Here is a 24262-nt window from a genome sequence, read left to right on the forward strand (position 1 = left end):
TTTCACGAAGGAGCGCGCTGACCCTGCCCTATTGGGACCACGAACTGGGGCAAATAGGCTCAGCAAGCACCGCATTCGAGTGGAGACATGGCCGGTATCTGGAGCCGGCCAGGAGGAGCTCCCACGATCTATCTTCCGGAGTTTTGCGGAGATGCAAGGTCTTGATCAGAAAAATGATCCGTCAATCAAGATGTAGTTTTCGGCTGCCAGTTTCCCCACTTTCTGAACCAGGCACCGATGCCGGCTGTTCCACAGTCGTGGGGGCAAGGACAGAACGGTGATCTTCTGTACCTGCTTTTGGAGCCTGCAGCACAGGCGGCGTTACGAGTGGGGCTCTCGGTGCCACTTCGTTGATCGGTCTAGACGAAGTTCCAGTGTTCATCGCTCTCACGATTTGAAGAATTACCATGAGGATCATTAACCCGAAGGTGTAAGGCATTATCTTGAACACCAGATCCATCATGTCATCGAGGTTATCAGCAGCGCTGTTAAAGTTGCCGGCCGCATGAGAGCACTGAGGCAGGATGAGCAAGCTAAGGCAGCTAAGCGTCAGCAGCGTTTGAAGGGATACATTGCGCATTTGATTCATTGATCTTCTCCTGGTGGGGATGATGCAATTCTCCCCAGACCAGGAGCAATTCAGCTCCGGATCCGCCCCCCAAAACGGGGCCAATCTCTGGTAAAGCGCCACAAAAAAGCCGCCCCAAGGACGGCTTCAATAACCAGTAGTTTAACTAAGTGGATGCTGCTACTTCAGCTGCTACTAGACCTCGCCTGTATTCCTTCAGAATGGGTTTGAGCAACGCCGCAGCTTCGATCGCGTCGTTCGCAACACGCTCATTTCGAGCCACCCAATACCCAAACACAGATGCCTTGCCCAGCGGATTTGTTGGTGTTTCTCGTCCTCGAATGAGCGCCTCGAGATCCCAGCCAAGTGTGTAAGTGCCATAGGTGTGCTTATCAACGTCGACCCAAAAGCTTGCAGAGTCGATTTTGAACATCATCGTCAGCACCTGAAGTGTGAGCGCCGCGAGCGGGTCACTTTCGGATTCTGAGGCCATTCGCTTCATCACCGGGCCCAATTTACGCAACTGCGCGATACGAACCCTTTTGCCCCAAGATATGAGATTTGGCGAACGGGAAACCAGTTTGGGGAGATCGACCTTATAGAAACCGGGCTCAGATTGTTCAAACCACACTCGAATCACACCAGCGCATTCTGGGCAGAGCGAGTTCGCAGCGTATCGATTTTCCTCGGCCTGCCCTTTGCGACCCGTATAGTGAAAAACGTGCATACCCACATGCCCACAGATTCGCTGAGCAGGGGAATGGTGATGGTTCTTTGCCATTGAATCGTCCTCGACAATTAATGACCTCATCATCCGCACGATCTTGAAAGTGCAAGCCCTGAAAGAATCTTTTTACCCCTGAGCCCACCCTGTCAGTAGGACCAGTCGGATAACTCTCTGTTATGCGGGCGCGTAAATCGCGCCTCCCTCTACCTACTGCCGCTGCCCTGCGTAGGCTGGGCTTGGGTGTACCTGGGCGTTTTCCGTTCTATTTTGGAGAGGCGCTTAGACGCCATTGTCAGGCCTTAACTTGAAGGGGATCTGGTCGAACGAAATCTCTACTACCAGACCTGACGCACGGAGACTTTGTACTTGCTCATGAGGTAGATCAGCCCGGCACTTGTATGCGCTTTGCCAACCCGAGGTCCAGCCGTAGCCTTCGAGCGAATCTGGGTCTGCTTTGCAGGCTGACACTAGCTGTCCGTCGCGGTATGCAGCCCAGCCGTCGCTGTGATTTTGTTCAAACGCCCGTACCGTTGGCCCAGCCTCTTTCTGGAGCTTGCGGATAGCACCCGCGTACGTTTCGTATATTTCCCGGATGCCAACCGGGTCATACCAGCCGTAGGTAGAGGTGGCATCACAACGAACACGATTTAGTTCCAGCCAGTCCCATTGCTCGATCTGGACTCCCCGTGCATCGCTCCAGCCGACAAAGGTGCGTTTGAAGCCCCGTTCCTTTAGCTGTTCCTGAATAGTGGAGGACAGGTCGACGGAGGGATGTTTGATGCCGCAGCACTCTGTTGAGAATGAGAAGGGTGCGTACATCGGATCGAGCGGCCTAAGCCGTTTTTGGAACGCTTGATACTCGCGGTGAGTTTCGACCAATACTGGCGCTTTTCGAATCAGGTTGAGCATGGAATTAATGCCGAGCCCCTCGTAAACATTAATGATCGCCTCCCGTACCGACGGAGCTAGGCGAATGGTTTCTTCTGCGATTAGGGCATTGAGACCGTCAGCATAGACTTGGTTGTCGAGCCAAGACTCAGCCAGCCATTGCTCTTTGTGTGCTTGAGCTTCAGCATAAGAAACATACTTCACAGTAACCTTACGCACAGAGCCAAGCAGCTCGAAAGCACCAGGATCTTCCTTACGCCACTGGTTTTCACCCTCTACAGTTGGTCGATCCCAACGCATCGTACGCACGCCATCCTGAACGATGCAGACCATGTAGCTGTCCGGTGTTCTCAGCTTTTTGGCAATTTTCAAGGCATCCGCAACATCAGAGGCAGGTACAGTTTTGTCCTCGCCCTCATTGGTGCGAACGGTTACTTCAATTTTATGCACATCTGGTGTCATCCCGTAGGCTCCTCATCACTTAGATCGCTGTCCTTCGGTGCTGCGTAGTGGGCTACCTTGCAGGCCATTGCGCTTTAAATAGTCCAGGGCTTCGACGGGAGGTCGCTATCCGGCGCAGCTTTGCCGAGTCGGTGGGCTAGTTGCCGGACTAGATCGGATAAGTCGTCCACCACGCGGTTCAGTTCATCCTGGTCGCTCACAGTTACCTTTCCTACTCGCCTTCAAGGTCGCTCAGGGGGACACCCTCGGAACGCAATTTGGCTTCCGTCAAATCGTTGCGGCGTTCCATCTGCTCGACAATTTGAGAACCTACATAAGCTATTGCGATGGCAACTACGATCAGACCGCCCATGATCTGGAAGCCCGCACCAATTGTCGTAATGTCTGTCATGTTTCGTGCTCGATCCCGATGTCCAAAAGTGGCCAGTTTCTACGTCTTCGGCCCAGCGGTTTGACGGCTGGGCTTTGGTGTACCTGGGCGACTTTTCCCGGAACTATTCAGCTTGCGGCCGGAGTAAGTAAACAGCGTGGCACTCGCGGCAATCCACACCGAAAGCTGTGATTGGTGAAATCTTGAAAAAACCATCGACATTTACCAAAGGCCAGCCATCTGCCTTGTGTTCGTTTCTCTCGCCACACCATGGGCATGGGGTCGTAATGCTTGTAGTGCGCGGTGAAACTACAGGGGCAATCTCTGCTGGAAGTGAGGACGTTTCCTCAACTTCAAAACGATGCTGACAAGTACGGCATTCATACAGATGAACATTGTCAGGCAACTTCTCTGCGCCCTGGGGCTGCTCTGACACAGCGAAACCGAATGCGCCGCTTCGGCATGCTGGATTAGTGCAGAACGCCTGAAGGTGCGCGCCGTAGTTATCTCTATTACCCGTGATGCGATCCAGTTTCATGTGTTGTTTCCTGCTCGATCCCGAGGGCTGAAAGTGCCCTGTTCCTACTGACAAGGCCCGCACGGAGGCGGGCTTGTGGGTACGGCGACCTTTCCTACGATTCGTCGCGACGGTTGCGACCATCATTCAACACAACGATGACCATGCCTGGAATTGCGAACATCCCCCCCCACAACAACGCTGTCGAAAGCTCGGCCTTAGTTAGATGATGGCCAGGATAAAGACGCTGGGCTTGATCCCAACTCGACGGAGGTATTTTCCCCCATTGCCGCATTACGCAAGCCCAGAATGGACACCGCTTCGGGGACGAATAGCTAGGCGAGGGCCAACTCATAAGCTCGCCGGATCGTTGCTTGGTCTACTGACAGATAGGGCTTGCTGTGGTCCAGCTTCGATGGCCCAGGATGGTCTGCACCGTCTCTACGTCGCTGGTTGCAGCAAGCACCCTAGCAGCCAGCGAGCGACTCCCGCTATGCGAGCTGCCGAGCTTGATGCCTGCCTGTCGGTAGAGCCTGCTGATCGTCTGCTGGAGCGCATCACAAGCTCGATACACCTCGGGGACGCTCTCAAGCTCGCGCCGCTTGAACGCTAGCTCGAAGGCCTGTCCCTTGTGGGTCATCACCAGCCTCGAATCGAGACGCAGGCCTCGATACTCTGCCTCGGAACTGATTCCCCAACCGACATGAAGTGACGTACAGACAGCTGTAACCTCTCAAGCCCGCTAATACAGTCGTTTTTGTTGCAACAATTTCCATGATCTCGGATTTATTTCAAATCCGAGACCCGCCCCTATTTCTACTGCCTTGTCGGTGTCCAGAGCCCCAATAGCTTGAGAAGCGCTCGCACGGCGCCGTCAGCCTTCTGGTCACTTGAACTAGGAGAGGTAACATCACGGTATGTGGAACAAAGCGACGAATCCCGCCGAAGCAACCTGAGCACTGTCTGATTAGCATCAGGTGTTTCTTGCTTGAGGTCGTATCCATGCCGCTCGGAAATGTACCTCGCCAATGCAGCGCTGCGAGAACGACCTGCCTGACAGTTCACGACGATATCGAGCCCGGTCGAGGCTAATCGATCCACCAATGACCTTACTGAGTCAGCCTGAGGCGGCAAAAGGTAGTCCTGAAATGAAACAGGAAACTTTGCGCCAAACATGAGCATCCGCGTCTCGTCGTACTCTCCATCAATGAAATACTCGAAAGCTACGCTAGCCCACCGCGATTGGACGATTTGGGCCTGATCGTCCTCACCGTCTGAAATCGAAACCAGATGCGTCGGCGCCATTGGACAATGCGTTTCTACATCTCTTCGCCCCATGAATCGAACTGTAGGCATTTTGGCTCTCCCCCTAGGTTGGTACGAGAATCATGTGGGCTAGCACCATTTGGATGTTCGCAATCCGGCCCACTTTTCGGGCGAGTTGACGAGACTTGCATATTCAGGTCTTCGTGCAGGATTCGTTTGCATCCATTACGAAAGGTTCGAGAACATGAGTTTGCAAATCTCCTCCCCACTTCCGGCCAAAGCAGCGGCCGACATCAACAAAGAGCAGTGGCATCAGGCATACCAAAGTGCGCGTATTGAGATACGCCGCAACCCCGAACCTGACGCCACAAACCGCGGTATCAAATGGACGGCCTTGCTCATCATCAGTAATGGGCGGGCTCAATCCATTGATCCGCTGACCGCTCCCATTTCGCAACGACTTGCGGCATCACGAGTGGCTAACCAGTGTGCCGTCTCAAGCCTCAGCAGGGTATCCAATGGACGTTGCGCCGGCGGCGACCAGGCGGACAATGTTGAAACCATCCTCCAGGGTTAGGGGATATCAATTCGCGTCATGTTCTGCCAGATGAAAGGCACTTCCTGAACGGCACAGAACTCACTCCACTTATCAATGAGTATCAACTCCATGCCCGTACGACACGCGATAGTTCACCTGATCGAAAAGAAACCAGACGGCTCCCCGGCAATCCTGCACTCATCAAGCACTGAGTTGACCGAATCAAGTGCTCTTGACCATTTGATGTCTGACCTGAACGAAAACTACAACTCCAAACAGGGGAAGGCTTGGGGATTTTTCCATCCAGAGTCTGGAGCACATCCGCTGAGTGGCTGGCTCAAAGAATACCTCGGTGAGGGCAGGACCTTCACTGAGCTCAGCCTGATCGCTGTGGAGCATTTGCAGCAGCTGATGGAAGAAAGCAACCTCACGTCCGGTGGATATGTTGTATTCGCACACTATCAACAGGGGATGACTGAGTATCTGACGATCGCGCTTGTTCACCACAGTGAAGGCGTTGCGGTCAGTGAAAGCCTCGAAGTCATCCCGTCTCGGCACCTCGATCTTAGCCAGCTACACCTGGCAGCGCGGATCAACCTTTCTGAATGGCAGAACAACAAGAACTCGAAACAGTACATTTCGTTCATAAAAGGGAAGAACGGAAAGAAACTGTCTGACTACTTCCGCGATTTTATTGGGTGCCAGGAGGGCGTCGACGGGCCAGGTGAAACCCGGACTCTTCTCAAAGCTTTCAGCGACTTCGTAGAGAGCGAGGACCTGCCGGAGGAAACCTCTAGATCGATGACAAATACCCTGGTCGACTACGCGGCGAGCCAGTCTAAAATGGGAGAACCCATTGGCTTGGAAGAATTGTCCGAGTTGATTGATTTAGATCGTCCAAAGGCTTTTTACGATCACATACGAAACAAGGACTACGGCCTGTCGCCAGAAATTCCTGCCGACAAAAAAACGCTCAACCAATTCCGGCGTTTCACAGGTCGCGCCGAGGGTCTGTCCATCAGCTTTGAAGCTCATTTGCTGGGTAACAAAGTGGTTTATGACGAGGCCAGCGGTAAGCTGACGATTACTGGGCTGCCTACCCAACTCAAGGACCAAATCAAACGCCAGTCGATGTAATCCGAGACACTCCCCCATATGCGGTCTTTACGACCGCATTTCGAAATGCCCGCCTATCAGTGGCCTTATCAACCCTAAAAGATTTTCATGCGCTCACAGCTGCGTCAGTTCCCTGCCCCAAGGCTCATTTACGCTTCCTTGCGTGAAAGCAGCCACAGAAATCGGAGCCCATTTCAAGGGGCGAATTGCCCCCACGATCCCTGTGGCACTTGGTAATTTCGGATTTAATCAAATTACTCTGTATTGCACCGGGGCAATAAATGGATAGATATCACGAGCTTGTCAGGACATTATTCGGATCCCGATCCTATCGATCATTGTTGAATGCAGCTCAACTGATGGCTCTGGGGTGGATCACGCTCCTTACCTTATCTTCGCCCATCGCATTAGCTGATAGCGGCGGCAACATGACCTACACCTATCGTCAGTCGCTCCCATGCCCTGCGGGCCAGGTAGGTCAGAATAACTGGATCTGTAAACAAGGTGGTCCTTACCCTGGGGAGGCCTGTAACAGCAAATATGGCCTTCGATCGCCCACCGACCCTGTCTGGGGAAAGTACTGGTCCATCGAATCCAGCACCTGTGTGGCAGCGGCATATCCAGTATCCACACAAACAGAAACACAATGGTTGACGTGCCCAGCGACTACTCCCGCCGGCAGTATTAACCAAACTCGAACCTACGAAGTATGGTCCGATGGTAGCCTGCGTAACTACTCGGGATGGACAGTCAACAACGCCTGCTACGCCGTCTATCAATCGACCCAGACCGAAACTCAGTGGCTCACCTGCCCAGCGAATACACCTAGCGGCAGCATCAACCAAACTCGGACTTACCAGGTTTGGTCGGATGGCAGTCTCCGTAATTATTCGGGCTTCACGGTAAATAATAGTTGCTACAACGCAACACCTACAGTCAGCAACGTCGCGTTCAGTACTGATGAAGACGTCACGGGTAACTTTTCGCTAAGCGTCTCTGATGATGGACCCGGCGGATACACCTTCCAGATCGTTTCAGCGCCAGCGAATGGCACTGCAACCATCAGTGGAAACACGCTCAAATTCGTACCGAACCCCGATTGGAACGGTACCACCACGCTCACCTACCGTGTCATGGACGGTGCAGGCGCGTGGTCAGGGATCGCAACAGTGACTATCACCGTCCGCCCGGTCAACGATGCACCTGTAGCATATGCAAAGACTATGGTCACTGACGAAGACACAACTGGGACCGTGACGCTCTCGGCAACAGACATTGACTCCCCTGTTCCAACGGTCTTTCAGATCGTCACAACATCTCCCTATGGGACTGCGTCCATTTCTGGTTCTTCACTTAGTTTTGCTCCTAATCTGAACTGGAATGGGATCACCACAGTGACATATCGCGCCCAAGACACTGCTGGTGCATGGTCAGCTCCGGTCACAATAACGATCACCGTGAACCCCGTTAACGACGTGCCCACGCTGACAGGCACTACGTTGACCATTAAAACCAAGGAGTCGACCCCTATAACCGTTCGAACGGCAGTTTCTCACTGAGGACGAGCGTTACAAATTTCGCTGATAGAAGAACCTTTTAAATGACCTCCTGCCCACACGGCGTTGCCTCCTGTGGGCAGGTACCATTCCAGACCTTGCATATCGACAATTCATGAAACGATCTTCCCAAACTTGCATTGGGAATGAGACATGTCTGAGAACTCCTCCTCCCCGGCCACTGCAATGGCCGCGGTTGAACCCACCATTGAACGCATCGAACGATTCCAGTCGCTACAAGCCGGCCAATACTGGCGAGCGAAAGAGGCCATCCATGAAATGGCTATCGAGGAGCGAGATGTTCACCTTCTTCAATCGATTCGCTGGGTCGATAACTCTCCCCACACAATCATCATTCGGGCTCACCCATCCAAATACGACACCCAGGTTCGAGTTGAAATACCCAACGCTGAAGGAAACATCACCAGTCGCTACATCACCTGCAAAGAGCATCCATTCCTGCTCGCAGACTTCCTCGCAAAATTCGAATTCGAGCCCGACCACCAGCAAGTCAGAGCTGATGAGATCAAGCGCATTCAGGGTCGAGTGACAGAGCTCCAAAACGACCTAATGGAAGCTCAAGCTGATCCACAGATCCTTAATGATATCGTCGAAGAGCGCATGGCAGCAGATCGCGACAAAGAGACCTCGAGCGAGTCCGCCAGCGAACAGACCATGCTGATTTCGGCCAGCGAGGAGCGGTCGCTGGCCGGTGTAGCTACCGGTAGCGTCGCTGCCGCGATCGGCAGTGGAATTACTCCTGAAAAAATCCAAGCGTTAAAATCGGTGGCCGCTCGTGAGCACAAGGTAGCGACCATTAAATCAGATTGGATTCAGGCCAAGACCACCGCGATTGCAGCCACCGTTAAGGCGATGACGCCCTACTTTCAAGAAACTGCGGCCGCGGCTCTTGCTCAAACAGAAGATGTGCGCACCTACGTGGCCAGCCTAATAGAAGGGATCGAGTCATTGGATCTCTACACAGGAAAAGATGTTTCTGTGCAGACGATTAGTACTGGTAGGTCCGCTGACAGTCATATCCCCCTCAGCATCGTGCAGCGCAAGTTGATGATGGACGAGGAGCTGGCCATCTATGTCGATCTGGACGAATGGTTTGACTTCAGCAACGAAGATCTCTTCTTTAAGGCGCTGACCGAACACGAAGAGCTGGTGAAGCAGGTTTTTCCCACCGAACGCTGCATTCTGGTCATGGCCACCAGTCGGCGAGCCATCGATTATGGCAACGCGGCGACGAACCTTAGTCGCAACCTGGAAAACCGGAAGGTGTTCCTCCTGGTGCGGGATGGCGAGAACCTCCATAGGGTCTGGTCACCCATTGAGTCCCATCTGGGCGCCAGCCGGCTCTTCCCATCCAAGGACGACCAGAACAACATTTTCAAGGGTGTTGACGGGTCCGATATCAAATTCCAAGACGTGGCATACACATCGCACCTCAAGGCTCATGAAAACTTCGCCCTGCACTACAAACGTTTCCTGCTAATGATCTGTGGCCTGGATCATCGTCTAGGGCTGTTTGGTAAGTTCTATGACGGAGAGCAGTCTCTAGAGTTCATGACACAGCCCTTTCAAGACCGGTGGCTCAAGTTCATCCACGACGACGATGGCGCGGGTATGCTTCCAACGCAGAAACGTAAGCCCTTGCATACATGGATCAGCGAGAAAAACGCTTATCTCAAGTCAGGCTCCCGCGTGTTATGCAACTGGAAGACAGTGATGAATCCCCATACTGCACCGGGCGCATGCAGGAAAGAGGATCACCGCCATAGTGGTTTCTCTTTCAGGTTCCAGCCAACCGAGCGGATAGGCCTACGCGTTGCCGCTCGAGGGGGAGACTCTCTGCACGTGTTTGTAAACGTGCAGGGATATGGTCGAAGAAAGGAGCGTGAATTCAGCACCAAGGTCACGCTCAGCGCATTCCGACCTGGCTACTGGAGTCATGCAGAGCTGCCCTTCCTCGTACTGGATGCCGTTACACCCGAGGAGCTTCATTGGTACATCCATGATCGAGATACCCGCGAAGATCATGTCGAATATGTCCGATTCTTCAAGCATGCACTGAAGCACCTAGAAGTCGAGAGAGTACGGGAGGCAGCTACCCGACACAAAATGCGCATGGCGTTGCTGGAAGGAGGATTGGCGACCGCAGTTGAGGCTTCAATCATCGTTGACCAAGCTGTGGTGGCATGGAGATCCGTGAATCGAGGTAAGGAACTGCCAACCTTCGAGGGAGCCAAAATGGGCCCTGTTTGGAAAACCCTACTCGATCAGATGTACCTTCTCGCCGGCGCCGGAAAGGAAATGGCCAGCACTGTTCGAAGTCACTACGAGGCACTCGAATATGAGGTTCTACGAATTACTGTCACTGGCACCAGCAAATGCCATGTTTACCTGAGTCCGAAACCGGAGGAGCAGGACAATCGCTTGGAGCGGCACGCGTGGGTCCATCGTATCGTGTTGGAGCAGGATCACGAAAAACTCATTGAGAGGGATCGCAGCTGGGAAGCTTTACGCTCCCAGGACGCCTCGGAGACCGAGCTCTACCAGTCTGACAGCGTTAAAAATTGGCTGGCAAAATCTGTATTCGAATCATTTGAGGCGAAGCAACGACTGATGACCGTCTGCGAGGATTACTCAAGCGTTCTGGCGATGCTGCAAGGTAAACAAGCAATCAGTGCTGATCAGCACTGGGACCTCTTCGAGCAATGGATTGATGTCAGGGAGAAACTCTCGACTAGCCAGGTCGTAGATCCAAGCATTTCGGTCCCCTTTGGCCTGAAGTATCAGCGTGACCAAAATGTGAGCTTCTTCTGTGTGACCACGTCGGCTGCTTACGCCCTCCTTCACCGCCTCGCCCCCAACGAGCACGTGAAAGATAGGATGAAAGCCAAATTCCTCAGCACGTACAAACACGCTCATCAGGCGCTGTCATGCTATCGCGATGCCATAAACGAGGATGCATCGTGGTACCTCGGCTACCGGGATGTAACGCCAAAGCGAAACGAATCAATCTTGACTGGCCGTCTATACAAAGGAGACTTTTCACCTTCAATATCCGTTAACAATTTGCTCACCTATCACTTCAGTTCCTGGGCCGAAGGCGATGGCAAAGAGTCAAAATACTGGATTGCGGGCAACGCAGTATTTCCTGGTGCTCGTGAGTCTCTTGATGATTGTCTTGGATTGTCACTTCCAGAAAATTTTGATCCGGTGAACCTTGTCGAGGTCACGGCAGAGGATAACGGCAAGCCAGTGAAGAACGGCCATTGGTTCGACGTTGCCCCGGTCAAAATCTCAGTGCAAATGCGTGATGCCAGCCCGATTAAGGCATCACAATTTTCGTATCTGCGTATGCAGTTCGCCTCACCAGCGGAAGCCCACGAACACATTCGCGCTAGAGCCCGCACTCTTGGCCGAAAGGCCATTCCTGAGGCCGAGGTCAAAGACGTTCTACTGTCACCAGATGGGGTCGAACGGTGGTTCACAGTCGAAGCGAAAAACTAGACCTACTTTTGGGGTGTTGTCGAAACGCTCTAGAAGTACGATCCGGTCAGTCAAACCACTGTGATATAGGAGACCGCTGCATGAACGTTGAGAACGCCGATACAAACGAACAAACGAACAAACGAACAAACGATGAGGGAGCGCTCAGTGACATTACTAGGCAAAATTGTCCAGGAGATCGCCAGTTCAGAAATTCAAGATGAGAGGCATGCCAAGCTGCAGCAGGCGAAAGGTATGGCCAGGGCATATCGTGAACTTCAAGTCGTGCCCGCAAAGCTGACCTTTTCGTTCGAAGGCCACGTCGAAAGGGTTTACCGCCGCCTGGATGCACCGCAGCACGTGCCAGCATCTGAGCTCGAATGGTAACAGTGCTCGGGGGCCGACAGCCCCTTGCGCTTTTGGTATCACCGGTATCGTGATCGGTGATTACCAAACGCAAGAGCTTCCAATGGAAAACCTGAACGAACTGAAAATACTCGATTTCCGCACTGCCCGAACCGGGACCTTGGTTCGGCGCAGTGCGCACTTTCTTCAAGACCGTTGCGGGCGAGCAAAGACCCAACTCGGGGTTATAACTGGATTCACAGTCTTCGAGGATAAAAAGAAAGCTCCCATCGTCTGGCCCGTTGTCTTCTGGGAGGGGAATGCATCTGAAAGCACCACGCATCCCGCGCTCATCTCACCGTTCCGCGCTCACACTCTGCCCACTATCAGCATGTTCGAATAATCTGCTACCTCATTGCCTATACGCTGAACACTCCCCCTCCTGTAGGTCGCGCACCTCAACTTCGTGCAGTACGACAGGCAAATCTATGCCCTCCAGTGGGCCCAATGTGGTGCCTAGGATTCTTTTTGGAAAGCATCATTGGACCATCTACTAAACATTGAGGTCTGCGATGTCTACCAAAGAAACGGAACACCAGGTGCTTGGCGAATTGGTTGCCGACCTGATCAAAGAGCGAAGAGCAACCCGCCGTATGCGCTACATCAAATACGGACTTTTTGCCGTCATCGCTGTTGCCCTGGATATCGCAGTGTTCTCCTCAGCCACCGGACAATTCGGCGGCGATGATTCAAAAGACAAAGAAATCACTGCCGCAGTTAACGTTTACGGTGAAATTTCTGAAGGAGGGCAAGCAAGCGCCGAGGTGATCAAGAAAGGCCTACGCCAGGCGCTTGAGGATAAACGCACGAAGGCGGTTGTCCTGCGAATCAACTCGCCAGGTGGCAGCCCAGTGCAGGCCGGGGAGGTTTACGACGAAATCAAACGTCAACGCGAGCTACACAAGGACACCAAGATCTACGCTGTCATCAGCGATCTGGGGGCCTCTGGCGCCTATTACATCGCAAGCGCTGCAGATGAGATCTACGCTAACAAATCCAGTTTGGTCGGCTCGATTGGTGTGACTGCGGCTTCGTTCGGCTACGTTGATCTGATGCGTACACTGGGGGTGGAGCGCCGTGCTTACACGTCTGGCGAACATAAGGCCTTCCTCGATCCGTTCCAACCTCAAAATCAAGAAGAGGCCGCATTCTGGTCGAACGTGCTGAAGACCACGCATGCACAATTCATCAAGGCGGTGGTGGACGGCCGCGGACCGAAGCTCAAAGTCAGCGAACACCCTGAGCTCTTCTCTGGTCTCATCTGGTCGGGCGAACAAGCTCTGCAGCTTGGTCTTGTCGATCGCTTAGCTGACGTGGACTACGTTGCTCGTGAAGTGGTTGGAGCAAGCCATGTTGTCGATTTCACTGCCAAAGAAAATCCGTTCGATCGTTTCGCAAAAAAAATCGGCGCTTCAGTAGCTGAGCACGTTTCGATGACCATGGGATTCAGCGGTCCCAACCTTCGGTAAATACTCCTGGTCGAACAAGAGCCGGCGCTTACGCCGGCTTTTTCGTTTACGCCCCTACCCCATAGTCACCCTGCTGAAAAAGTTCTGCTTTTCCCTCCAAAGCTCTCGCCGATGAACAAGCGACGGGTTGCGCTTTTGTGAATCTCCGGATGATCGGCGGTATGTCCATTCGCCTTCCCTCATCAGATCACCGGTAGAGACCATGAGCGCTTTCAACAAAACCTTTCCCACCATTGATTACAAGACCCAGTACCAGCTTGGCCTTAATGAGTCGGATTACTGGCTGATCGTAGATCTCTTCTGCGGTGGAGGCGGCGGTTCTACCGGTCTGGAAATGGGGTTGGGGCGCCGGGTAGATATCTGCGTCAACCATGACGAGGCGGCCATCTCGCTCCACACTGCCAACCATCCATACGCAACTCACTACCAAACCGATGTATGGGGTGTTGACCCAGTAATGGCCTGCGGAGGAAGGACTGTTGGCTGGCTCCACGCTTCGCCTGACTGTACTCATTTCTCTCAAGCTGCAGGTGGCCAACCTAGATCCAAGGAGATACGCGATTTGCCATGGGTAGTCGTGAAGTGGGCAGGCAAAGTGAGGCCGTTGGTCGTCAGCGCAGAAAACGTGAAACAGATTTTGGGTTGGACCAATCTAGTTGCCAAGCGCTGCGCTGAAACAGGCCGTGTTGTTAAACTTGATGGTTCAATTGCAGCACCGGGAGAAGTGGTTCCTCGGAAAGAGCAGTACCTGATTCCCGATAGTGGTAAACCCACTGGTAACGCCCTACATCGGCGTAAGCAACGCCGCAAATATCGCCGTCACGGGTCCCCAGTTAATCGCACCTGGAATAACTTTGTGCGAAGCCTGAAAGCACTGGGTTACAACGTTGATTGGCGGGTTTCCCGTGCCTGTGATGATGGGGCCCCTACCATTCGCGAGCGCATGTTCCTAATCGCACGATGTGATGGTCATCCAATTGAATGGCCCGAGGCATCTCACGCAAAGCATCCGAAAAAAGGACAGTTGCCCTATCGCACCGCCGCAGAATGCATCGATTGGAGCAATCTAGGCCTAAGCATCTGGGGGCGTAAGCGCCCTCTGGTGAAGTCCACCAATGTCCGGATCGCCACCGGCATCGAACGCTTCGTTGTAAATGGACGGCCTTTCATTCTCCCTGCTACCCATCAGGGAAGCGTGCGACTTCACGATATTGACGAACCTATGCGGACTGTCACTGGCGCAAACCGCGGGGAGTTGATGGTTGGTACTCCGATTATTGCCCCATTCATCACAGAGCATGCCAACGCATCTCAGCAAAGAAGCATGTCCGCAGAGGAACCCCTTCGGACAATCTGTGCCCAGGTCAAAGGGGGGCACTTCTCTGTCGTGGCCCCTATCCTGGTACAGGCAAATGGCGGCAAAAACACCACGCCTGCTCACCCCGTTGTCGCGCCATTCAGCACCATTACCGGCTCCGGCAGCCAACAGCAGTTGGTAACGGCAAAGCTGGACAGCCACGACCTCCAAAACCAACAGTTCAACAATGATCAGATCAACACTGCGCTGCGCGTCGCTGACTTCATGCTTGAGCATGGTACGCGGAGACCTGAATCAACAGCTCTTACCGTTGAAGAGAGGCTCGAGTTGGTTACGGTTTTCGTCGACGGCGTCCGGTACCTGATCGTAGATGTATGCCTACGAATGCTCGATGCTCGCGAGCTATACCGCGCGCAGGGCTTCCCTGAAAACTACATCATCGACCGCGGCCATGATGGTCGGAAGCTGAACAAAACTCAGATGTGTAAGATGGTCGGCAATAGCGTGTCACCATTGCAGTTGGCAAGGATCGCAAGATGTAACGATCCATGGAAAGCACGTCAGCATGCGATGCTTGCTGCTTAAACAGGAGATTCACATGAACGAGGTTCTAGAGCTAAGCAGAGAGGAACTCCTAGCCCTTTCAGTGCGGTTTCGAGAGGCCGTCGAAAAGATTCTGGGAGAGCTATCTCGAGTCCCCAGCAATCTTGATCGCTTTCCAAGAGGCTGCTGCGGTCAAATTTCATGGATGCTTGGACAAATCCTCAATGACAGGTTTGATGACCGAGTACTTTACGTAAGCGCAAATCATTGTGAAGGAAACGGAAGTCACGGCTGGCTACGATGTGGAAACATCGCGATCGACGTGACCGGTGATCAGTTCACCGGCCGGCCAGCTGTCTTTGTTGATGCCCCAGACGCTTGGTTCGACCAGTGGGAAATCGATGAGCCTTTAGTTGGTCCAGCGTCATACGAAATGGGCCACGACCTGGATTCCGACAGGGTTTACGAAAGTGTCTGTGCCCTCCTAAATAATTAGAAACTTGCATTTACTGCTTCAAGTTCACCATCGGTAAATCAGACCTGCACTGCATAAGCCGGTCGCTGTGCCCACCCGTGAGGCGGGGTGTCTGTTAGTAGGCCGCAGGCACCCTTTTTAATCGTGGCGAAGCCTGAGCCATCTCCCCAGCCGGTTCCTAGGCTGTTCTTAATCGTCCACCCGTTGGGTGTGTATCCAACCACGCATACCGAATGTAGCTTCGGTTCACCAAGCGACATGTCCGGGGAGTACGTCGACCCTCGATTAGTGGTGAAGTCGAAGAAGTCATCCCACACGTACATGTCCGTTACGATCGGACCTTTCGTAATCGTGGATCGGGCGTCTGATGTCGTTATCAACGCGAAATCACGTAGGGTCGAGTGAATGTCGATCGTCGAACAGGACTGAGGTGGGAACGGCGCTGCATCAGATAGTGAGATCGCATAGCCAAACTCCTGCAGGAGCTTCAGCAACCGCCGAGGTTCGATTCCGTTATCGCAGATCTCGTCGCCATTATCTGTGTCGCGATTAACCACGCAGGTGTGCATATGTTGCGCAGAGACATTCGGTGCTTTTCCTCCAATAGCGAGTACTGTCGCGATTTCTATCGCCGCGGCCGCGGCGAAGCTCGTGCAGCAGTTGCATGTTCCTTGATACTTGGCAGGAGGTACCTCCACGTGATCGCGCCAATCGAACTCTAATGGAAGCCTCTCAAGGTCGAAGAGATCAAAGATTCTCCTAAAGTAATGCCACTTCGAAGGCCTGTATGGCTCTGACGGCGGCCTGGGGAATGACGCATATGCCGAACGAAGCAGCGGTGCTTGCTCTCGGAGCTCTTCTTCCTGCTTCTGGCTGGGGTAGGTGAGTGTCCTCATGGAAGCGCGGCCGTCTGAGCTTTCACCTGAGCGACTGTAGCGTTTAGCAGTGCCGTCTGTGCGTTGATCAACGAGGTCTGCGCCCCGAGTGTACTAGTCTGATCCACAACCTGTGAGTTGGCTTGGGCAATCGCGAGTACAGCTTGCGCCTGCAGTACAGATGCCTGGGCCGTGGTACTGCCCGCTTGCTGCTGAAGACCCTGGATAGAGGCGTTCTGCTGCGCAGCCGAATTTGCGATCTGCGCATTGATCAGACCCGTTCGGGCCGTAAGGGTACCGGTCTCTCCCTGCAATCCTGAGGTCTGTTGCGCCGTCTTCAGCGCAATCTCAGCATTTAACTGATCGATGTCCGCTTTTGTCTTTGCAAGCTCTGCGACTCGCAGAGATGCAGGAAGCGCTGCCAGTTGCGTTGCCGCCTCCTTTGTCGCCCCAGTAAGAGCCGATGCGGCAGCCACTTTCTGGGTGGTTTGAAGCACGGTCGGGACGCCATTGGGATCGAGGGTGACACTGGCGCTTTCGGATCGGAACAGACCACCAGCGATCGGAAGCGCATACATAGGTCCAACTTGAAGAACTGCAAAATCAGTTGCGGTTTGGTTCTTAGCCAATACCTGACCCGCAATGAACCTTTCAGGGCATGGCGCTCCTGTGCAAGTCACAAGCTTGGCGGCACGGGACAACCGGATCGGCAGGCCTAGCTCCAGATCGGCAGCAGGTACTGCAGACGGTATGATCCAACCATCAACTTCAGGTTGGGTGTACAGAGCAAGGTATACGTTTAACCGCAGTGCGGCATTCTCTCCATCGACGCCCGAAATGATCCAAGAATCAAGTACGCCCTGATCGATGCTAAATTTGTCAGAACGGAATTCGGTGGACCTATGCGGCCAGGTTACTGTTTGAATGTTCGTAGAGACCTTCAAGGCGCCATCGAAAGTATCTTGTTTCTGCGACAGGTCCTGTTTCGCCATTTGTTGATCAGAAAGCGCCTGGATAAGCTTGGCCTTAAGGTTCTTGTCGTTCTTATCCGTACCCACTTGAGCGGTCAGGAGAGCGACATCGGCGGTCTTTTGCGCCAAAGCCGCGGTAGCTTCGTCTACCACCCTCTTGAGTGTGGGTTGTCCGGCCGGATAGAGCGTATCAACGGCCGTCCGAAGCTTAGTGGTGCAAATCTGCGCCCTAACTGGTGATTTGCCGCCACTTGCGCCCGCCGCGGCGAATCCAATGGCCACCTGCGCTGCAGTTCCAATTACATTCCCGATGATCGCTGGTGCAGCGCCAGCCGTCTCTGCGTTCAGTGCGGTATTAAAGCCCTGTGTAGAGACAGTGGATTTGATGTCGCTGGTCGAGAACCAACCATTCGAAGTTAGCAGGTAGCGCTGGTCTTCATCCGGCGCATTAGTGGCAGACGCTAGCGTCTCAACCTTGCTTTCGATTTCGGGACCGCATTTGGTTATGTGCCGGGTAATCGTAACGGTAAAGCGCGTCATTACCAGATTCCAGGGGGTACCCTGCATCTGATTGTTGGAATCGAGGGGAGGCGCTTTGGAGACCGTGATTCCCGCGCACCCGGCGCAGAGTAAAGCAGCACACGCTGTGCCAAGAAACGCCTGAACTTGATTCGCCATATCCTGCTCTCCCTAATGACGACGGTTTAAGCTGCGTCGTGTGGACCTGGATAATTTTCGCGAGCGAGTCCCATTGCAGCTCACCCTTCAGGTGCTAATCAGAGAAAGGTTTGGACTCGCGTTGCTCGCGTCGCAAAGTACGAGTAATTCCGCAAAACAAAAAGTTGTACGTACTCAAAGGAGATCTGAAACAGAACCGCTTTACGCCGAGAGGAAGCTGCTTTAGACAATCCAGCGCACAAAAGAACCGGGCTTCCTGTACTCCGAAAATATGGCGCACGGCCATCACAAGCAAAGCCAACATTTCTGTTCTCGTCAAATGGGTATGGGAATGTTCGGTAGGGGGGGGTTCTGTCAGTAAAGCTGCCCCCTCATTGGGGCAGAACTGAAACGTAGAGTGAAGGACAAGGAATACTTCGAGCTATTCGAGCTACGTAAGGAGGGGCTTAAACACATATTCTCTGGTGGCATGCGGGGCACGCCACACCATAGGTGACAATGTCTGAATGAACACACCATCGGCATTGATGGCTGGCCATCATGAAGCCTGGTGACCAGCCACAGCTATGTGCCCGCTCCTATTTTAAGTGCGCTGAGCCGGTCAACTGAACCGAGTCCCGAAAACTAGCAAGCTCTTTGCGCTGTGCATCCAATCGTGCTTTCACTTCATGAATCTGAAACAGCGTGATAGGGCTCATCAGTAAAGCCACCCCCGGCAGAGTGCTTGGAAACGGAGAAGCTACAGCGGCCTTAAAGCGAGCTCGTTCCGGCGCATACCAGGAGGCATAAATATCGCCTTCGTCCCAACCCTTGCCCGTTTTGCTATAGATGGACTTCGAACTCCCCACCGGAACGTCCAGCATCTTGCGGCACTCCAGTGACTGGTATACGTAGCAGCCAAGTCGTGCATCGCCTGTCAGAAGGCCTTGTCGAAAGGCAGCGACTTCAGATGTCGCCAACACAGCGCAGCATGCAAAAAAAACGCATAGACCGCCCAAAACGATGTTTCGATTAACCACCTGCAAGAGCGCGAACGCGAGAAGGAGACCACCGAACAGCGTCCCGTGATACTGCAAGCCGAGGCGCTGCGACAGAAAAGAAACATCCAGCATCTCAGCATCGGATACAGGTACTTGCACTGCGAGACTGATCGCGGAAATGACGCAAATGATGAGATAGAGAATAACCAGCATTAGCAGACCGGCAATAGCCATACCGGCCTTCGATTCGGCCTGTGGTGGTTTTGAAGTCACATTAGTGGGCGACTGGACAGTAGCGCTCATTCGCAGTTCCTAGTGGTGGAAAGGAGCATTCATTTTCTACCCATGAGCTTCAAAGTAATGTTGAGTTTGCCCCGCGTTTCGGTACGGATATTTAACCGCTTCGGGTTGTCCGTCGGGCGCGACGTGCAGCTTTACGAGCGCCCTTCGTTTTTGATTTGCCGCCACGCTTTCCAGGCAGTCTCATACTGAGAATCTGACCTACAAGACTGCCAGCAGCGGCAGTGGATCGAATCAAAGAGTCGGCAATCTTTCCATTGATGCTCATGCGACCTGAGCCTCTTCGTTCCCTGCCGCATTTTCACGAGCATTTTGAGCGGCCTTCTCTTCCGCTTTCTTAGCCTTCTCCTCAGCTGCTTTTTCTTTTTTCTCGATCTCGTCGAGCAGGCCCTGCAGTAGCGCCCGATTTTCCTCACTCAATTGCTCGAACGCCGGATCCTTCGAAATATTCTTTGCAGCCTCGTATAAGGGTTTTGATTGGCTCTTGACGACCTTGTCCAGTCGACCACCTGGTATGTCGGCCTTGGTCACCTTTTTCTTGCCCTTCTTGACTGAGGTCGCCAAGCCTTCCTGCAAAATCTTCACAGCATCACCGCGATGTTTGCGCATTACTTCTAGCGCCAAGCCAACAGAGACTTCGCCCTTCTGAAGCATTTCAATAATGGAAAGAGGCGCGGCAACCACTTCGAGTAGTTGCTCGACGTAGACAGGACCAAAATGAAGCCGCTCACCGATTCGCTCTGGCGACCACCCATAACTGAGCAGACGCTTTGCAACCAAGGCAGTTTCGAAGGTGCTAAGGCGACGACCTTCGTTGTTGGCCACCAGACCAGCAACAATGTCCTCGAGGCCGATCCCCTTTGTGGGAAGGGTTACAACAGGAAAGTTCGTAATCGGCGCCCCTTCGCTCAATGCGAGCTTAAGAGCCTCGATACGGCAGTGACCATCGCTGACGTAAGCAACGGAGCCTCCCTCTTCCTCAACGATGAAGACCTCAATCGGCTTACTCGACTTGAAGCCGATTTGCTTCATGTTGTCGGCGAGCTCCCGAATGTGCTGGTCGAGACCAGCATCTCTGACTCGAACGTTGAGTCCCTCCATTACACGAAGCTTGCTGAGCTCAGATACCGCCGGCATCCACAAATCACGCGACTTGGCGCCCATGCCCTTCTCCATCGCGCCCTTGATAGAGCCGAAGAGGAAGTCGACACGCAGTTCGCTAGGAGGGATATCGGCCTGGGTGAGCTCGAAAGATTGCTGGGGCATTTGAGTCTGAGTCATGGCTGGTCTCTCATTCCTAAGATTTTGGATGTGGGCGTCATCGCCTCTCATGTGATCCATAGTAAGGAAGCTCTTGATAATGCAACCCTGCATTGAGCCGCAGTTTGGGCTCAATCCACACAGTTTCAGTGCAGACAGCGCTGTTGATACTTGTGGACTGAAGGCATCAGACGCATCACAAGACAATTACTGGCAGGTCGCCGAAGGTGCTTCGTTTCAAGAGCTGACTAAGAGGTATGCCCCCCCTTGGAGCTGAATAAAAGATTCTTTTGAGTGAGGAGATCGCCCCTTTTGCAGGTACGGACCAACTATTTGCATGGCGCGCTTTTTGAGAGAATCAGTTCCTCATTTTTTCGCCACAGAGCGCCCCTTCCCATGCTCTACATGCTTTCCTGCTTGGTAATTACCTTGTCCTGCCTTATCGGACTGTTCAGCCATATGAACAGGTTGATTGAGCACGTCCAAAGTAATGAGACCTCTCGTCCATCCCCCCTAACGACGCTTATCCTAGGCCTGATGCTTTTCGCAACGAGCGCACCGATAGCACTGACAATCCTCTCCGACCAAACGATGACTTTGGATGCAAGTTACGGACGGCTATCTGTGCAGCTTTTGGCAATGGGCGGCGCCGCGGCAGTCGGCTGGGGGGTGTGGAAACTCTATTTTGCCTACAAAGTTCAGAGTGCAGGCTTCTGGAATGCCGGGCACATCATTTTGCTGATGACTGCTGGCGGCGTTTGCATGATATCGGCGGCTGAACATTTATCGTTCTATCGCAGTAGCTCAGATGGTTGGGCAAACCTTGAGCTCATCAAGGAGATTTCTCCGATTTCAGACATGAAAAACTGCAACGCCTCGATCGTCCTGGTACGAAACAGCGATAGCGGAGCAATAGAATATCGGTGCCCAACGATCATGATTGTTAACCGTCATTCCTCACAACCATTTGTCCCCTGGCCGGACTACACCGAAGGGAGCAGCCAGCAACTCGGTGATGCAATTCGAGACATCAAATCCCAAGCGACTGTGCCAGACCAATAGAACTCCACCCGAAGCTGCAATGACCTTAAAATCACAGCCCGCCTCTGGGATTTTCAATGGTCCGACCCAGTCATCTACTGCTGCTAGAGCTACCTTTAATTGTCCGGATCGGACATCAGCGGGTCACCTAAAGATTTTTGGATGGAGGCCGATAACAAAAATGGTTTTATCTAACCAACCATAAAATTAGGGCATTTATTTAAAAAAACCCGGCTTGAGCGGGGTTGCATATAGCAAGACTGGATTTAAATTAGTTTCAAAAGCAGCGCCTAACAAGCTGCGAAGCTAAGAACGACCATAAAGGAGCTACATGGATGAAAAACAAAGTAACGATCGCCTTGGCACTTTTCCTTAGTGTTGCAGCATGCGGTGCTTCCGCAGGAACTGGAGGCAATGGCAGCGGTAACCCAAAAAATGACGCAGGGCACCCAACCAAGGAACCTGTCGCCCATTATATTTGGAAAGAAGGGAAGCTCGTACCAAACCCTGAGCGGTCAGGAGACGCGGTTAAGCCAGTCGAACAACAATCGGCCAGCATTGATGTTCAGAAACCTTAAAATTCTTCAATGTGATGAAAGCAGCTTCGGCTGCTTTTTTCATTACCTGAATAAAGATTCTTGAGCGTTAGACGACAGTGTTTTGATGGTTTGTGATTGGGCTGTGCGAGATGTTGAAGGAGTAAGCGATGCAGAATAAGCGCCACCCTCTGTTGATTCACGGGCAGATATACTCCCCAGAAGATCAATGGCAAGAAGCGTTCGCACCTCACTTGGAAGCGCTGAGCGTTGCCGAGGGGATTGTTGAAGCGCTTTGCCTATGCCTTGGAGACCACCACCAGGCGCCGAGCATAATGATCAAGCAACGGTCAGATCGCTCCGGCTATGCGTACATTCGTGCTCCAGGCACTGGCAATCAACATGCCCCAAGTTGCGTCTTTCATTCTCCGCATCAAAATCTCAACGGCCTTATTAGCTATAACTCAAGCGCAATGAAAGAAACGCTTGAGGGAACTATTTGCATCAATCTCAGAAAAAAACTTAAACAATCTACTGATACGACTCATCAGTTGATTGATGATGCCGAACAAACAAAATTAAGGACTTTCGGTTTAAAGGGTGTCCTCCACCTTTTATGGTCAGAGTCACGGCTCAATTTATGGTTCGACCATGTTAAATGCCAACGTCGTCTTGGCATGGTAAATTTAGCGATTAGGCAGGTTACGGGTCGGATTTTCAGCCAAGACACCCCACTTGATAGGAATTTACTTTTACACGCTCCAATAGGCAGCCAGCAAGAACAACTCAACAACGACGTAATCAACTCGTCACTTGCAATCAACAGCAAGACTTTACTGCTTGCGCCACTAAGGCCATACACCCCTAACAAATACGAATCTAAAGTCTCAAAACTTCCAGTAGTTGGAAACTTCGGTTTCTCAGCGATTTTTATTGGTACGCACCACTGGGAGCACTTCGTTAAAGAGTATCCAAACGAAATCAAGCTTTGGAAAGAAGGACACACCGTGATTGCGCTTGCGCGCCTTGCAACGAAAAACAACGGGACTTTCAATATCGCGCAGGTTCGAGATCTAGCATTGATGGCTGTAAGCGAAGCCTGGATACCGATCACCTCACGTTCCGATCTGGCAAGGGAGTCAGCTCTCAGAGCTGAGCGCGTGAGTTTTATAAAACCATTACGGTACGACGCTCCTCTCGACCTAGAAATACCGGATTTCCTTATCGCTGACGGAGACAGGTACCAGCCGGTGAAAATATCCAGCTAGCGCAAATAAAAAACCCGGTCCTAAGCCGGCTTTTTAATTGTCCGAAATAATCCTATCCCATCCAAGATAACGCCTGATAGCCTAGATATTACGGGGCTTTAGCTATTCCCCTGTCCGATGGCGCTCAACGCCATTTGACCTCATCCGACGATGAAGTGGGGGGACAGGTGGGGGGACAAAAAGGACGACAGGGGAAATCCAATGGGTAAGCTGAATCCGAAACAAGTCGAAAATCTGACAGAAGCCGGCACCTATGAAGATGGTGACGGCCTTCGCTTGGTCGTCAAACCTACCGGGCGTAAATCCTGGCTGCTTCGCTTCCAACTGGCAGGACGTCGTAGAGAGATGGGCTTGGGCTCATTCCCAGAAGTCAGTCTCAAGAAGGCCAGACAAGATGCCAGCACTAAACGCACCCAATTGAGTGACGGCATAGACCCATTAGCCGCTCGTGACATAGAGCGTGCCGCTCAACGGGAAGCCCAGCGTGCAAGTGAAGCCAAACAACTAAAGTTTGAAACACTCGCAACGGAATACCGTGATGCTCACGGCGCGACGTGGTCGGAAAAATGGCGTAACGGCTGGCTGCGAAAGCTGGAGCTGTATGCGTTTGATCACATAGGCAAGCTGTCTGCCG

At 52.8% G+C, this 24262-nt stretch carries 22 protein-coding genes; 13 read left to right on the top strand and 9 right to left on the bottom strand.

Annotation, left to right across the window (positions count from 1 at the left end; all coding sequences use genetic code 11):
* Positions 1-181: 181 nt before the first annotated feature.
* From KW848_RS29725 to KW848_RS29745, 5 genes are all read right to left on the bottom strand, one after another.
* The gene (locus KW848_RS29725; RefSeq protein WP_218538958.1) at positions 182-589 is read right to left on the bottom strand and encodes a hypothetical protein; all 408 of its coding nucleotides are present in this window, start codon (positions 587-589) and stop codon (positions 182-184) included.
* Positions 590-734: 145 nt separating this feature from the next.
* Positions 735-1349: a hypothetical protein gene (locus tag KW848_RS29730; protein WP_218538959.1), complete on the bottom strand. Its 615-nt coding sequence runs from the start codon at positions 1347-1349 to the stop codon at positions 735-737.
* A gap of 225 nt (positions 1350-1574) precedes the next feature.
* Complete coding sequence (locus tag KW848_RS29735) at positions 1575-2645, bottom strand: hypothetical protein (protein WP_218538960.1); 1071 nt, start codon at positions 2643-2645, stop codon at positions 1575-1577.
* A gap of 211 nt (positions 2646-2856) precedes the next feature.
* Positions 2857-3036 carry a hypothetical protein gene (locus KW848_RS29740; protein WP_218538961.1) on the bottom strand — a complete coding sequence of 60 codons (180 nt, stop codon included), beginning with the start codon at positions 3034-3036 and terminating at the stop codon, positions 2857-2859.
* Between the two features lie 103 nt (positions 3037-3139).
* Positions 3140-3553, bottom strand: a complete 414-nt coding sequence (locus KW848_RS29745) for a hypothetical protein (RefSeq protein WP_218538962.1) — start codon at positions 3551-3553, stop codon at positions 3140-3142.
* A gap of 1489 nt (positions 3554-5042) precedes the next feature.
* Here KW848_RS29745 and KW848_RS29755 point away from each other — a divergent pair.
* From KW848_RS29755 to KW848_RS29795, 9 genes are all read left to right on the top strand, one after another.
* On the top strand, positions 5043-5375 hold the full coding sequence (locus KW848_RS29755) for a hypothetical protein (RefSeq protein WP_218538964.1): 333 nt from the start codon (positions 5043-5045) through the stop codon (positions 5373-5375).
* 90 nt (positions 5376-5465) lie between these two features.
* Positions 5466-6473 (top strand): nucleoid-associated protein YejK, encoded by a 1008-nt coding sequence (yejK, locus tag KW848_RS29760; protein WP_218538965.1) that lies wholly within the window; start codon positions 5466-5468, stop codon positions 6471-6473.
* 320 nt (positions 6474-6793) lie between these two features.
* On the top strand, positions 6794-8011 hold the full coding sequence (locus KW848_RS29765; protein WP_218538966.1) for a tandem-95 repeat protein: 1218 nt from the start codon (positions 6794-6796) through the stop codon (positions 8009-8011).
* Between the two features lie 150 nt (positions 8012-8161).
* Positions 8162-11530 (top strand): hypothetical protein, encoded by a 3369-nt coding sequence (locus KW848_RS29770; protein ID WP_218538967.1) that lies wholly within the window; start codon positions 8162-8164, stop codon positions 11528-11530.
* A 147-nt stretch (positions 11531-11677) separates the two neighbouring features.
* A complete protein-coding gene (locus KW848_RS29775) occupies positions 11678-11896 on the top strand; it encodes a hypothetical protein (protein ID WP_218538968.1) in 219 nt (72 codons plus the stop codon).
* 82 nt (positions 11897-11978) lie between these two features.
* Positions 11979-12257 carry a hypothetical protein gene (locus tag KW848_RS29780; RefSeq protein ID WP_218538969.1) on the top strand — a complete coding sequence of 93 codons (279 nt, stop codon included), beginning with the start codon at positions 11979-11981 and terminating at the stop codon, positions 12255-12257.
* Between the two features lie 169 nt (positions 12258-12426).
* Positions 12427-13383 carry a signal peptide peptidase SppA gene (sppA, locus tag KW848_RS29785; RefSeq protein ID WP_218538970.1) on the top strand — a complete coding sequence of 319 codons (957 nt, stop codon included), beginning with the start codon at positions 12427-12429 and terminating at the stop codon, positions 13381-13383.
* Between the two features lie 202 nt (positions 13384-13585).
* Positions 13586-15286 (top strand): DNA cytosine methyltransferase, encoded by a 1701-nt coding sequence (locus tag KW848_RS29790; protein WP_218538971.1) that lies wholly within the window; start codon positions 13586-13588, stop codon positions 15284-15286.
* Positions 15287-15299: 13 nt separating this feature from the next.
* Positions 15300-15740: a hypothetical protein gene (locus KW848_RS29795; protein WP_218538972.1), complete on the top strand. Its 441-nt coding sequence runs from the start codon at positions 15300-15302 to the stop codon at positions 15738-15740.
* Between the two features lie 38 nt (positions 15741-15778).
* Here KW848_RS29795 and KW848_RS29800 read toward each other — a convergent pair whose 3' ends face one another.
* The 4 genes from KW848_RS29800 to KW848_RS29815 all read right to left on the bottom strand — a co-directional run bounded on the left by KW848_RS29800 (position 15779) and on the right by KW848_RS29815 (position 20804).
* Positions 15779-16615, bottom strand: coding sequence for a C1 family peptidase (locus KW848_RS29800; RefSeq protein ID WP_218538973.1), 837 nt, complete (start codon positions 16613-16615; stop codon positions 15779-15781).
* Positions 16612-18105 carry a hypothetical protein gene (locus KW848_RS29805; protein WP_218538974.1) on the bottom strand — a complete coding sequence of 498 codons (1494 nt, stop codon included), beginning with the start codon at positions 18103-18105 and terminating at the stop codon, positions 16612-16614. The genes KW848_RS29800 and KW848_RS29805 overlap by 4 nt, the downstream gene beginning before the upstream one ends.
* 716 nt (positions 18106-18821) lie before the next feature.
* Positions 18822-19526, bottom strand: a complete 705-nt coding sequence (locus KW848_RS29810; protein ID WP_218538975.1) for a hypothetical protein — start codon at positions 19524-19526, stop codon at positions 18822-18824.
* 261 nt (positions 19527-19787) lie between these two features.
* Positions 19788-20804, bottom strand: coding sequence for a hypothetical protein (locus KW848_RS29815; protein ID WP_218538976.1), 1017 nt, complete (start codon positions 20802-20804; stop codon positions 19788-19790).
* 375 nt (positions 20805-21179) lie between these two features.
* Between KW848_RS29815 and KW848_RS29820 the strand changes: the two genes are divergently transcribed.
* The 4 genes from KW848_RS29820 to KW848_RS29835 form a co-directional block, all read left to right on the top strand.
* Positions 21180-21845, top strand: a complete 666-nt coding sequence (locus KW848_RS29820; protein ID WP_218538977.1) for a hypothetical protein — start codon at positions 21180-21182, stop codon at positions 21843-21845.
* A gap of 314 nt (positions 21846-22159) precedes the next feature.
* Positions 22160-22402 (top strand): hypothetical protein, encoded by a 243-nt coding sequence (locus tag KW848_RS29825; RefSeq protein ID WP_218538978.1) that lies wholly within the window; start codon positions 22160-22162, stop codon positions 22400-22402.
* A gap of 128 nt (positions 22403-22530) precedes the next feature.
* Positions 22531-23628: a DUF1173 family protein gene (locus tag KW848_RS29830; RefSeq protein ID WP_218538979.1), complete on the top strand. Its 1098-nt coding sequence runs from the start codon at positions 22531-22533 to the stop codon at positions 23626-23628.
* A 201-nt stretch (positions 23629-23829) separates the two neighbouring features.
* The coding region (locus KW848_RS29835) for an integrase arm-type DNA-binding domain-containing protein (protein ID WP_218538980.1) at positions 23830-24262 on the top strand (433 nt) is incomplete at its 3' end.

Origin of the sequence: Pseudomonas sp. PDM25 (assembly GCF_019219045.1) — a bacterium.
In the GTDB taxonomy this organism is placed as follows: domain Bacteria; phylum Pseudomonadota; class Gammaproteobacteria; order Pseudomonadales; family Pseudomonadaceae; genus Aquipseudomonas.